This is a genomic window from Bordetella petrii (genome assembly GCF_020991325.1).
Taxonomy (GTDB): domain Bacteria; phylum Pseudomonadota; class Gammaproteobacteria; order Burkholderiales; family Burkholderiaceae_B; genus Bordetella_A; species Bordetella_A petrii_E.
The window spans coordinates 1-11,501 of sequence record NZ_JAJMLX010000143.1 but is presented as its reverse complement, the minus strand read 5'-3'; the positions used below and the strand labels follow the sequence as shown (position 1 = coordinate 11,501).

12 protein-coding genes and 1 pseudogene are annotated in these 11,501 nt (G+C 64.7%); 11 read left to right on the top strand and 2 right to left on the bottom strand.

From position 1 onward, the window contains the following. Positions 1–401, top strand: a pseudogene (locus LPZ50_RS14950) (cobalamin-binding protein); the annotation flags it as partial. Between the two features lie 33 nt (positions 402–434). Here the strand turns inward: LPZ50_RS14950 and LPZ50_RS14945 are convergent. Further along, positions 435–1,379: a LysR family transcriptional regulator gene (locus LPZ50_RS14945; RefSeq protein ID WP_230662261.1), complete on the bottom strand. Its 945-nt coding sequence runs from the start codon at positions 1,377–1,379 to the stop codon at positions 435–437. Positions 1,380–1,555: 176 nt separating this feature from the next. On the opposite strand from LPZ50_RS14945, the gene LPZ50_RS14940 reads away from it, so the two are divergent. The 6 genes from LPZ50_RS14940 to LPZ50_RS14915 all read left to right on the top strand — a co-directional run bounded on the left by LPZ50_RS14940 (position 1,556) and on the right by LPZ50_RS14915 (position 6,553). After that, the gene (locus tag LPZ50_RS14940) at positions 1,556–2,005 is read left to right on the top strand and encodes a RidA family protein (RefSeq protein ID WP_230662260.1); all 450 of its coding nucleotides are present in this window, start codon (positions 1,556–1,558) and stop codon (positions 2,003–2,005) included. A gap of 181 nt (positions 2,006–2,186) precedes the next feature. Continuing rightward, positions 2,187–3,086 carry a tripartite tricarboxylate transporter substrate binding protein gene (locus tag LPZ50_RS14935; RefSeq protein WP_230662259.1) on the top strand — a complete coding sequence of 300 codons (900 nt, stop codon included), beginning with the start codon at positions 2,187–2,189 and terminating at the stop codon, positions 3,084–3,086. Between the two features lie 34 nt (positions 3,087–3,120). After that, positions 3,121–4,233 carry an LVIVD repeat-containing protein gene (locus LPZ50_RS14930; RefSeq protein ID WP_230662258.1) on the top strand — a complete coding sequence of 371 codons (1,113 nt, stop codon included), beginning with the start codon at positions 3,121–3,123 and terminating at the stop codon, positions 4,231–4,233. Between the two features lie 5 nt (positions 4,234–4,238). Beyond that, on the top strand, positions 4,239–5,261 hold the full coding sequence (locus tag LPZ50_RS14925; RefSeq protein ID WP_230662257.1) for a CobW family GTP-binding protein: 1,023 nt from the start codon (positions 4,239–4,241) through the stop codon (positions 5,259–5,261). Then, positions 5,262–6,233: a WD40 repeat domain-containing protein gene (locus tag LPZ50_RS14920; RefSeq protein WP_230662256.1), complete on the top strand. Its 972-nt coding sequence runs from the start codon at positions 5,262–5,264 to the stop codon at positions 6,231–6,233. Positions 6,234–6,262: 29 nt separating this feature from the next. Further along, positions 6,263–6,553, top strand: a complete 291-nt coding sequence (locus LPZ50_RS14915; protein WP_230662255.1) for a hypothetical protein — start codon at positions 6,263–6,265, stop codon at positions 6,551–6,553. 56 nt (positions 6,554–6,609) lie between these two features. On the opposite strand, the gene LPZ50_RS14910 is transcribed toward LPZ50_RS14915, so the two are convergent. Then, the gene (locus LPZ50_RS14910) at positions 6,610–8,100 is read right to left on the bottom strand and encodes an aldehyde dehydrogenase family protein (protein WP_230662254.1); all 1,491 of its coding nucleotides are present in this window, start codon (positions 8,098–8,100) and stop codon (positions 6,610–6,612) included. A 218-nt stretch (positions 8,101–8,318) separates the two neighbouring features. On the opposite strand from LPZ50_RS14910, the gene LPZ50_RS14905 reads away from it, so the two are divergent. The 4 genes from LPZ50_RS14905 to LPZ50_RS14890 all read left to right on the top strand — a co-directional run. Then, entirely contained in the window at positions 8,319–9,128 is an 810-nt protein-coding gene (locus tag LPZ50_RS14905; protein WP_230662253.1) for a thiazole synthase, read from the top strand. Next, positions 9,125–9,970 (top strand): bifunctional hydroxymethylpyrimidine kinase/phosphomethylpyrimidine kinase, encoded by an 846-nt coding sequence (thiD, locus tag LPZ50_RS14900; RefSeq protein WP_230662252.1) that lies wholly within the window; start codon positions 9,125–9,127, stop codon positions 9,968–9,970. The genes LPZ50_RS14905 and thiD overlap by 4 nt, the downstream gene beginning before the upstream one ends. A 138-nt stretch (positions 9,971–10,108) precedes the next feature. Further along, positions 10,109–10,789: a protein-L-isoaspartate O-methyltransferase family protein gene (locus tag LPZ50_RS14895; RefSeq protein WP_230662251.1), complete on the top strand. Its 681-nt coding sequence runs from the start codon at positions 10,109–10,111 to the stop codon at positions 10,787–10,789. 10 nt (positions 10,790–10,799) lie between these two features. Continuing rightward, the coding region (locus tag LPZ50_RS14890; protein ID WP_230662250.1) for a TolC family protein at positions 10,800–11,501 on the top strand (702 nt) is incomplete at its 3' end.

Here is an 11,501-nt window from a genome sequence, read left to right as displayed (position 1 = left end):
CACGCCTGGCCGCCCTGTCGGCGCGCTATGCCGGCCGCGCGCCGGTACGAGTGTTCATCCAGGCCGGCCTGCAGCCCATCTATACCCTGAATGGCGCCAGCATCGTCAGCGACGCGGTACGCCTGTGCGGCGGCGTGAATGTGTTCGCCGACGCGCCCGTGCTGGCCCCTCAAGTGTCATTGGAAAGCGTGCTGGCGGCACGGCCGGATGCCGTGGTGGCGGGCGCCTTCGGCCCCACGGATGGCGCGGCCAACCTGCGGGCGTGGCGCGCCCATGGCCTGCCGGCCGCCCTGCATGGCCAGGTTTACGGTCTGGATGCCGATTCCCTGTACCGGCCTGGACCGCGCTTGGTAGATGCAACGGAACAGCTATGCGCGGCAATAGACAAAGCACGGCGCTAGCTTTCGCAGCTTCCCCGCCACTCCGGGCGCCGCTTAAAGCACACGGTCCTTGGCTTCCGGCCCGGCGCCGGACGCAAGGTTGCGTTCCGAAACCTGGTTGCCGATCCAGGCACAGAATGCCTGGACAATCGGATCGTCAGCTTTATCTTCCGGAACCACCAGGTAGTACGCCTTGTCTGTAGGCAGCGGTTCGTCCAGCATGACTTGAAGCGTCCCGGCCCGCAACTCGTCTTCAATGAGATAGGTAGGCAGCAGAGCCGCGCCCATGCCATTTGCCGCGGCCGCGATCAGCATCGAGAACTGATCGAAATGATGCCCCCGATAAGCAGCACCGGTATCCAGGCCCAGCCCATCGAACCACGTCTCCCACGCCGTGGAACGCGCATTCACATGCAACAGCGGAACGTCAGCCAGGTCATGGGCGCTTGCCACGGGATGCGTTCGCAGCAGTGACGGGCTGGCCACGGGCAGGACGACTTCTCGGCACAGGTAAGCGCACGACGCGTGGGCCCAAACGGGGCGGCCGAAGTGCACCGCCACATCGAAAGGGGCGAATTCGCCGGAAAACGACGGCATGCTGCCCTGGAAACTCACGACCGTATCGGGATGCCGGGCCAGGAATCCGGGCAGGCGGGGAATCAGCCAGCGGCTGCTGAACGTGGCAGGTGCCGCCACGCCCAGATGATTGCTGGCTTGCGCCCCCGCCATGAAGTGCAGCATTGTGCCTTCGACGCTGTCGAGCAAGCGCCGGGCCTCCGGCAGCAGCCGGGCCCCGGCGGCAGACAGACTGACGCGTTGCCGCACGCGATCGAACAACTGCAAATCGAGCCGGGTTTCCAGTTCCTTGATATGGCGGCTGACGCCGCTTTGGGTCAGATTCAGCTCTTTGCCTGCCTGGGTGAAGCTGCCGTGCCGCGCCGCGCATTCAAACGTTTGCAGAATGAGCAGGTTCGGAACAAGACGCCGGTTCAGTTTCATTGTTGTGAGGTGGCAAGTCGAGGTGATGAGGTTTTCAGATAACCCAATGTCATTTCATCGCTTTCACCCCCCCGACGAGCTTGCTAGGATGGCCTCAGATGAATTGCAGGGGCGCGGGACCCGACCATGGGTCGGGCTCGCATGCGTGCGACACAACGTCCGGCTTGCCGATCGGCATGTTGGATGTCGTGGATATTACGAACGCGCAGAGCCCTTGTCCAGCGGTGCCATCGGGCGGTTTTCCTCGCGAATACCGTCACCCATCCATCGACATCGGCTGCGCCATGGAATATCTGGAAAGCAACACTCGCTATAGCAAGGCCGTCGTCCACGGCGACACGGTGTATCTCGCCGGCCAAGTTGCCCAGGATCCCGGCGTGGACGCCGCCGGACAGGCTCGGCAGGTGCTCGAACAGATCGACGAACTGCTAGGCCGGTGCGGTTCCGACAAGTCGCGCGTCATTTCGGCGCTGGTGCTGCTTAAAGATATGCGCGACCTCGACGCCGTCAACACGATATGGGATGCATGGGTAGTTCCCGGACGCATGCCAACGCGCACTCCAATGGAAGCGCGACTGGCCGACCCGCGTTTTCTGGTCGAGATTCAAATCGTCGCGGCGCGCTAGCGGGCGCCATGCCAGGCCCAGCCGGCATACACGCCAATACCAGGGAGGACCAGACACGATCCCAGTGCCTATGTCATGAAGCCGAAGGTGCCGCCGATCCGGCAGGTGCCTCATTTCCAGGGGAAATGCAATGAAAAAAGCAATAGCCGCATTACTGTTGGCGACAATGTCCGGGTTTGCCGTGGCCAAAGCGCCTGATGGCCCGGTCACGATGATCAACCCGTTCACGGTCAGTGGATTGACGGATCTGATGGCACGCATGGTGATCGACAAAGCGCGCCATCGCTTCCCGCATGGTGTAGTAGTCATGAATCGGCCTGGTGCGGGCGGGGCGATCGGCATCGCCGCGGTCGTGCAATCCAGGCCGCGGGAACTGACCATCGGATTCACCCCCACCGGCGCCATTGTCGACGTGCCTCAGATCAATGACGTGGCCTACAAAACCCCCGACGACATCACCCCTATCATCAACGTCATCTCCTCGTACCAGTTGCTGGCGGTGCGCGCGGAAGCGCCCTGGAAAAGCGCCGAGGAGTTCATTACGGCGGCCAAGGCAACGCCAGGCAAGCTGAGCCTGGGCTACACCGGCGTGGGCACGGCTGCGCACCTGAACATGGCACAGTTGATCCAGGCTGCCGATATCGACGTCGTGGAAGTGCCGTATCCCGGCTGGTCGCAAAGCAGCGTGGCGCTGGTCGGGGGGCATGTGGATGCGCTGGTCATCAACGCCGGCGAGGGCCGCGCCATGCTGGACGACGGCCGGCTGCGCATACTCGGCGTGTTTCAGCCGGAGCGCGTCGGCTACTACCCCGGCGTGCCCACTTTCAAGGAACTGGGCTACGACATCGGCGTGCAACTGCAGTTCTTCTTCTTCGGGCCGAAGAACATGGACCCGGCCACCAGCCGCTACATGCACGACGCCTTCAAGGAGGTGCTCGACGACCCCGAGTTCAAAAAATTCGTGGTCTCGCGCGAGGTCAGCATCAATTACATGGACAGCGCCGCGACCAAGGCAATGCTCTGGTCCGAGTACAAAGCGCACACCGCGCTGCTCGAGTCGCTGGGCCTGCTCAAGAAATAACTTCACATCGAGTGCTCAAGGGAGAAATCGCGTCATGGCGGACATCAAAGGATTGAGGTGTGTCGGGCACTTCGACTGCGCGGGAGGGGGACAGGTCTATGTCCAGGGCAAGTATGCGTATATCGCGCACATGGAAGCCCCGGCCGGCACAACTATCCTGGACATCAGCGACCCAGCGCGACCCAGGCAAGTTGCCCACATCGCGATTCCGGAAGGCGTGCACAGCCACAAGGTCCGGGTGGAGAATGACCTGATGCTGGTCAATTGGGAATGCCCGCCGCCCTACATACTGGGCGAAAACTTCCAGGGAGGGCTGGCCATCTATGACGTCTCAGACCCGCCGAACCCCAAGCAGATCTGTTTCTGGAAAACCGCCGGCACCGGCGTGCACCGCTTCGATTTCGACGGGCGCTATGCCTACATCACGCCAGAGGTCGAGGGCTACCACCTGAACATCGCCATGATCCTGGACCTGCAGAATCCCGCCAAGCCTGAAGAGGTGGGCCGCTGGTGGATGCCCGGCCAATGGGTGGCCGGCGGGGAGACGCCCGACGAAGGGTACCGCATGACGTGGTGCCACCAAGTGCTGCGCCGCGGCAACCGGCTGTACGTGGCCTATTGGCATGGCGGCATGGCCATCCTGGACATCGAGGACATGAGCAAGCCGAAGCTGGTCTCCCGGCTGGTATACAGCCCGACCTTCCCGCATCCCACTCATACCGTGCTGCCCATGCCGTTCGAACTTGAGGGCCGCAAGATCGCGGTGGTGGCGGACGAGGATGTGCGCAAGCTGCGTCCCTCGCCGCCGCCGTTCATGTGGCTGGTCGATATCACCGACGAGACCCAGCCCGTTCCGATCTCCACCTATCAGATCGAAGGCCTGGGCGGCAAGAACATGCCCGAGTACACCGGCTGCCACCAGCCTGCCGAGCAGGTATACGGCACGGAAATCCCGGTGGCCTGGTTCGCCAATGGCTTGCGCGTCGTGGATATCAAGAATCCGCACGCGCCGCGCGAAGTCGCGCACTTTGTTCCCGATATCCCGGGATTCGACCGCGCCTCGACAAACGATGTCTTCCTGACCCAGGAAGGTCTCATCTACATCATCGACCGGAACCGCGGGATGCACATCCTGGAACGCACTTAAACACCATGGCCTCCGCACCGGAAAAAATACCCGTCACCGTCCTGACCGGCCACTTGGGCGCAGGCAAGACCACCTTGCTGAACCGCATCCTGACCCAGCAGCAGGACAAGCGATACGCGGTCATCGTCAACGAATTCGGTGAAATCGGCATCGACAATGATCTCATCGTGGAATCCGAGGAAGATATCTACGAGATGAACAACGGCTGCGTGTGCTGTACCGTGCGCGGCGACCTGATCGGGGTCTTGCAGAAACTGCTGCGGCGGCCAGGCAGGTTCGATGCGATTGTGCTCGAGACCACCGGCCTGGCCGACCCGGCTCCCGTGGTGCAGACGTTCTTCATGGATGAGGAAGTACGGCAGAAAACCGCACTGGACGGCGTCGTGACCCTGGTCGACGCCCTGCACTTGCCATTGCGCCTGGTCGACAGCGTCGAGGCCACTAACCAGCTTGCCTACGCCGACGTAATATTGATCAACAAGACCGATCTTGTGTCGCCAGAACAAGCCGATGACATCGAGCGCCGCGTGTCCGGGATCAACCCGCATGCGGGCCGGTATCGCACCCGGCAGGCTGATATTGCCCTGTCCCGGATCCTGGCCATCGGCGCATTCGACCTCGACCGCCTGAGCGATACCGACCGCTTCTTCGAAGACGACCGGCACTGCCATGGCGGCCCCGGTCATGTGCACGACGAACATTGCACCCCTGAACACGCGGCCGCTGGGCACCTGGCCGATATCCAGTCGGTCTCGCTGCAGGCGGGCGAGCTGGACGGCAATTTGTTCTTCCCCTGGATAAACAAGCTGGTCGAAGAGCAAGGGCAGGACATCATGCGCCTGAAAGGCATTCTCGCCCTGCGGGGTGAAGCACGGAAATACGTTATTCAGGGCGTGCACATGATCGTCGAGGGTGAGCATCAACGCCCATGGAGCCCCGACCAGGCTCGCCACAGCCGCCTGGTGTTCATCGGCCGCAATCTGGACACGGCCACGCTCCGGCGCGCCTTCGAGCGTTGCCAGGCCTGAATGCGAACGCTGTGCCGCATCGACACAGGCAATGGCTGCCTGATGGCCGGCTACGTAGCCGATGACGCATATTTCCTGGCGGCAGACGGCGTCATGCATGTCGCACGGTTCGCGAGTCGCCATGCGACAAGCCTGCACCGGGGTGATATCTTGGCCGCGGAACGCCTGCCCGGCGGCGGGCTGCTTTCGGCGGGCGAGGACGGATGTCTCATGTCCGCCTCCGGCCAGGACCCGGTTTGCCTGGCTCGCACCGGAAACAAATGGGTCTCGGCCCTGGCCGTGGCCACGGACGGCACCGTGGCCTATGCCAGCGGGCGAACGGTTTGGCTGCAGGACGGCGCGGGCGCATGGTCCGAGCATCCACAGGCCCGCTCCGTCGAGGCGCTGGCATTCGACGGCACCGGGCGGCGGCTGGCCATGGGGTTCTATGACGGCGTCATGCTGCATGAACGGAACCATGCCGGCCCGCCGCGCTGGCTACCCTGGAAAGGCATCCCGACGCGCATGGTTTTTTCGCCCGACGGCCGGTTCCTGATGATAGCGATGCGCGACGCCGCACTGCATGGCTGGCGCCTGGACGCGTCCCGGCACTTCCGGATGTTGGGCTACTCCCGGCCTGTGACGGACTGGTCATGGACGGCGGACGGACGCTGGCTGGCGACCAACGGCAGCGCGGGCGCCGTGCTTTGGCCGTTTACCGCCGGAACGGGACCGATAGGACTGGCCCCGGTAGAGCTCGGTGCCCGGCCGCAACACCACGTGACCGCCGTCGCGTGCCATCCCAGCCAGCGCTGGGTCGCGGTTGGATACTCGGACGGCGCAATCGTACTGGAAGGCCTGGATGGCGATCGCCGCAAGATCATCGGCCAAGCCGGTCGCGACGCTCTCGCCGCCCTAGCCTGGCATCCGGACGGAACACGGCTGGCCTATGGATCGCAATCGGGCGACTGCGGAGCCATCCTGATCCTTTGAATGGCCAAACATGTCTTGAAGGACTCCCCATGTGCGCAGATTTTGACTACGAAGATCGCGGGTATTACCGCAAGACGCCGCCTCCGTCGGAAGCGCTGATCCGGCAGACCCGCAGGGTGGAGGCCGCCATGCCAGGGCCCGGCGTGCCGGAAGGCGCCTGGACGGCATTCTTTGATATGACATGCGGCTCCATCGAGATGCGCGCCTTCGAGCGCATGTTCGCCGCGCGCAAGATCGCCGTGGCCTACCTGGCCGTCCAGCAATCGCGCCATGCCCGCCCTCGGCCATCCGCCACGGGATTGCGCTGCGTGGGCGACTGAGGCGCTACGCGCGCCGCATTGCCCGGCACGAGGGCCGGCCGCCAGCCCCGCCAGGGTCAATCGAAGCTGATGCCCTGGGCTAGGGGCAGTTCGCGCGAGTAATTGACTGTGTTGGTCTGGCGGCGCATGTAGGCTTTCCAGGCATCGCTACCTGACTCCCTGCCTCCGCCCGTTTCTTTTTCTCCGCCGAACGCCCCGCCGATCTCGGCGCCGCTGGTGCCGATATTGACATTGGCGATCCCGCAGTCGCTGCCCAACGCGCTCTGAAACCATTCAGCCTCGCGCATGTCGGTCGTGAAGATGCACGACGATAGGCCTTGCGGCACCTCGTTGTTCAAGCGGATGGCCTCGCTGATATCGGCATAGCTCATCACGTAAAGAATGGGCGCGAACGTTTCATGACGCACCACGTCAACCTGCGCCGGCATGTCGACGATGGCCGGGGACACATAATAGGCGTCGGGATATTCCACCTGCAGCTGGCGCTCGCCGCCATACACCCTGCCGCCGCCATCGCGTGCCCGGGCCAGGGCGTCCTGCATGGCGTCATAGCTGGCCTTGTCGATCAGGGGGCCCACCAGATTGCCCTGCAGCGGGTGGCCGATGCGCACCTTGGCGTAAGCCGGCTTCAGGCGAGCCACGATCTCGTCCTTGATGGATTCGTGCGCAATCAGGCGGCGCAGCGTCGTGCAGCGCTGGCCGGCAGTTCCCACGGCGGCGAACAGGATGGCCCGCACCGCCAGGTCCAGATCGGCGCTGGGAGCCAGAATCATGGCATTGTTGCCCCCCAGTTCCAGGATACCGCGGCCGAAACGCGCCGCCAGGCGCTGGCCCACTTCCCGCCCCATCCGGGTGCTGCCCGTGGCGCTGATCAGCGCCACGCGTGGATCATCGACCAGCGCCAAGCCGGCCGCGCGGCTGCCGACCGATACCTGGCTCAAGCCTTGCGGAGCGTCACCGAATTCGCGCATGGCCTGCTCCAGCAGGGCCTGGCTGGCCAGGGCGGTCAATGGTGTCTTCTCGGAAGGTTTCCAGATAACGGCGTTGCCGGCAACCAGCGCCAGGGTGGTGTTCCAGGCCCATACCGCCACCGGAAAATTGAATGCGCTGATGACGCCGACAACACCCAGCGGGTGCCAGGTTTCCCGCATATGGTGGCCTGGCCGCTCGGAGGCGATCGTCAACCCGTATAGCTGGCGCGACAATCCGACTGCGAAGTCGCAGATGTCGATCATTTCCTGGACTTCGCCCAAGCCTTCCTGGGTGATCTTGCCGGTTTCCCAGGACACCAATTCCCCCAGGGCTTGCTTATGGCGGCGCAGGATATCGCCGAACAGGCGCACCAGCTCGCCGCGCCGCGGCGCCGGCACCGCGCGCCAGAGATCGAAAGCGCGCTGCGCGCGCTCGATCTTGGCCGCTACGGCGGGCGGGTCGTCCAACCGGACAGAACCGATGCGGCTGCCGTCGACGGGGGTATGGACGGCATGCGGGCCGTCAGTATGCATGGATCGGTCCACGCCGAGACTGGCCATGAGATGGTCAACCATGGGGACTCCTTGGAAGGGATGGAAGAACACGGGGTTGGGGCAAGTATGCGGTCGGCGCAATGGCCCGCCAAACGATGAAAACCGCTCGGATCATTCCATTTATTCATGATCTTGCCGGGCCATGCCGCGCCGCCAACGGCCGCGTGCTTTATCATGGATGTATTGCCGGCCTGCCACATGCGCCGGCAGTCGCATTTTTCTTCCCTGCAAGCATCGCCATGACCACTCCAGACACCCTGACCATCGCCGGCCGCGAATACCAGTCGCGCCTGCTGGTGGGCACCGGCAAATACAAAGACTTCGAACAGACCCGCGCCGCGCTGGATGCCAGCGGCACGCAGATCGTCACCGTGGCAATCCGCCGCACCAATATCGGCCAGAATCCCGGCGAACCCAGCCTGCTGGACTACGTGCCGCCCTCGGAATTCACCCTGCTGCCCAACACGGCCGGCTGCTATACGGCCGACGACGCGGTGCGCACGCTACGCCTGGCGCGCGAACTGCTCGACGGCCACGACCTGGTCAAGCTAGAAGTGCTGGGCGATTCGCACACCCTGTTTCCCAACATGCCGGCCACCCTGCAAGCTGCCAAGACCTTGGTGGACGACGGTTTCAAGGTCATGGTGTATTGCACCGACGACCCCATCCAGTGCCGCATGCTGGAAGACCTGGGGGTGGTGGCCGTGATGCCGCTGGCCTCGCTCATCGGCTCGGGCATGGGCATCCTGAACCCATGGAACCTGCGCCTGATCATCGACCAGGCCCGCGTGCCGGTGCTGGTGGATGCCGGAGTAGGCACCGCTTCGGATGCCGCCATCGCCATGGAACTGGGTTGCGACGGCGTGCTGATGAACACCGCCATCGCCGGGGCCCAAGACCCGGTGCTGATGGCCAGCGCCATGAAAAAGGCCGTCGAGTCGGGCCGCGAGGCCTTCCGGGCCGGCCGCATGCCGCGCAAGCTGTACAGCGGCGCGCCCAGTTCGCCCACCGAAGGCCTGATCACCGCCGCGCCGGCCAACGCCAAATGACTGCCGCCCGCCAGCCGTCCGCCAGCGGGCGGCCCATTCCCAACGCGCTCAGCATCGCCGGGGTCGATCCTTCGGGCGGCGCCGGTGTGCTGGCCGACGTCAAGGCCATGAGCGCGCTGGGCGCCTATGGCTGCGCGGTCATCGCCGCCCTTACCGCCCAGAACACCCAGGGCGTGACCGGCATCGCCCCCGTGCCGCCGGCCTTCGTCGGCCAGCAGATCGACACGCTGTTCGCCGACGTGCGCATCGACGCGGTGAAGATCGGCATGCTGGGCCAGCAACCCGTTACCGTGGTGGTGGCCGAGAAACTGGCCAAGTGGCGACCCGCGCACGTCGTGCTGGATCCCGTCATGGTGGCCAAGAGCGGCGACCTGCTGCTCGAACGCAATGCCGTAGGCGCGCTGCGCGAAGCCTTGCTGCCCCAGGCCAGCATGCTGACCCCCAACCTGCCCGAGGCCGGCGTGCTGCTCGACGAGCGCCCCGTCGAGACCCTGAAGGAAATGCGCCGCGTGGCCGAGCGCCTGCGCAACATCATGGCGCACGATGGCCAGCGCTGGGTCATGCTGAAAGGCGGGCACCTGCCGGGCAACGACACCATCGACCTGCTGCACGACGGCGACCGCATGATCGAACTGCCCGGCCAGCGCGTCGAAACCCGCAACACCCACGGTACGGGCTGCACGTTATCGGCTGCGCTGGCGGCGCTGTTGCCGCAACTGGACGACGTGCCCGAGGCCGCCCGGCGCGCCAAGGCCTACCTGTCGGAAGCCCTGCGCCACGCCGACCGCCTGCAAGTGGGATCGGGCCATGGCCCCACGCACCACTTCCACGCCTGGTGGTAAAGCTGTAACCAGCGGCTGCCAGGCTCCCTCCGGGGCCTGGCCTTGATGGGGCAGCCGCCCCGCCGCGCGGGCCCGCGCAGAAATGTACCGAATCAGTACAATGTCCTGTTGGTTTCCCCTGTTTTTTTCTTTGCCGTCATGAACGCCTCGACCCTGCCCGATGTAGAAAAAGCCCGCTTCAACATGGTGGAACAGCAAATCCGCCCCTGGGATGTGCTCGATTCCAAGGTGCTGGATGCCTTGTTCGCCGTACGCCGCGAGCAGTTCGTGCCCCCGGCGCTGCGCTCCCTGGCGTTCTCCGACCTGGAAATCCCGCTGGAAATCAACGCGGTGAACACGCGCCAGACCATGCTGCCGCCCAAGACCGAGGCCCGCCTGGCGCAGGAACTGCAACTGACCCCCACCGACTGCGTGCTGGAAATCGGCACCGGCTCGGGCTACCAGGCCGCGCTGCTGGCCCACCTGGCCCAGCAAGTCACCTCGGTCGAGATCGACAGCCGCCTCGTGGCGTTCGCGCAGCAGAACCTGCAGCTCAATAACGTCACCAACGTCAAGATCGAAACCGGCGACGGCCGCAACGGCTGGGGCACCACCGAATACGACGCCATCCTGGTCACCGGCTCGGTGCCCGTGGTGCCGGATGCGCTGAAGTACCAGTTGCGCGTCGGTGGCCGCCTGGTCGTCATCGTGGGGCAGGCCCCCATCATGACCGCCTGTCGCATCACGCGCACCACCGCCGCCAGCTTCGAAAGCGTGGCGCTCTTCGACACCCTGGTCAAGCCGCTGCGCGGCGCCACGGTGTCGCAGTTCAAGTTCTGATACTTGCGGCATGCGTCCCGTATCGCTTGCGGCCACGCTGTTCCTGGCGCTGTCCGCAAGCCTGGGAGCGCCGGCCAGCGCTGCTCAAGACCTGCTGCAGGTGTGGCGCCTGGCCCTGGCCGGCGACCCGCTCTATGCATCCGCCCGCGCCGCCTATCGCGCCAACCTTGAACAGCTGCCGCAGGCCCGGGCCGATCTGCTGCCCGCCGTCAACGCGGAAATCGGCGGGGTCTATGAAGACACCCGCACCACGCGCAATATTTCCACGCGCAACCGCGATGGCACGCGCGGCACCTGGGATCTGGTCCTGACCCAGCCGCTCTACGACTGGTCGCGCTGGCAGCGCTTCGAACAGGCCAAACTGGGCGTGGCCGACGCCGAACTGCAACTGCAACAGGCCTATCAGAATCTCCTGTTGCGCGTGTCCGATGCGTACTTCAATGTGCTGGCTGCGCAGGACACGCTTACCGCCACCGAAGGCGAAAAAGCCGCGGTGGCCGCGCAGCTGGAATCGGCCAAGCGCAATTTCGAACTGGGCAATTCCACCATTGCCGACACCTACGAAACACAGGCGCGCTACGACCTGATCGTGGCCCAGGAACTGTTGCAGCAAAACCTGCTGACCGTGCTGCGCGACCAACTGGCCCAGATCATCGGGCAGCCGCCGGGCGCCCTGGCCGAACTGCCGCGCAGCGTGCCGCTGCCGCCGCCG

What these genes read in the sequence shown, in the direction of transcription:
- LPZ50_RS14920 (WP_230662256.1), top strand. Translation starts at nt 5,262, where the DNA reads ATGCGAACGCTGTGCCGCATCGACACAGGCAATGGCTGCCTGATGGCC.
- LPZ50_RS14945 (WP_230662261.1), bottom strand. Translation starts at nt 1,379, where the DNA reads ATGAAACTGAACCGGCGTCTTGTTCCGAACCTGCTCATTCTGCAAACG.
- LPZ50_RS14925 (WP_230662257.1), top strand. Translation starts at nt 4,239, where the DNA reads ATGGCCTCCGCACCGGAAAAAATACCCGTCACCGTCCTGACCGGCCAC.
- LPZ50_RS14895 (WP_230662251.1), top strand. Translation starts at nt 10,109, where the DNA reads ATGAACGCCTCGACCCTGCCCGATGTAGAAAAAGCCCGCTTCAACATG.
- LPZ50_RS14940 (WP_230662260.1), top strand. Translation starts at nt 1,556, where the DNA reads ATGTTGGATGTCGTGGATATTACGAACGCGCAGAGCCCTTGTCCAGCG.
- LPZ50_RS14905 (WP_230662253.1), top strand. Translation starts at nt 8,319, where the DNA reads ATGACCACTCCAGACACCCTGACCATCGCCGGCCGCGAATACCAGTCG.
- LPZ50_RS14930 (WP_230662258.1), top strand. Translation starts at nt 3,121, where the DNA reads ATGGCGGACATCAAAGGATTGAGGTGTGTCGGGCACTTCGACTGCGCG.
- thiD (WP_230662252.1), top strand. Translation starts at nt 9,125, where the DNA reads ATGACTGCCGCCCGCCAGCCGTCCGCCAGCGGGCGGCCCATTCCCAAC.
- LPZ50_RS14915 (WP_230662255.1), top strand. Translation starts at nt 6,263, where the DNA reads ATGTGCGCAGATTTTGACTACGAAGATCGCGGGTATTACCGCAAGACG.
- LPZ50_RS14910 (WP_230662254.1), bottom strand. Translation starts at nt 8,100, where the DNA reads ATGGTTGACCATCTCATGGCCAGTCTCGGCGTGGACCGATCCATGCAT.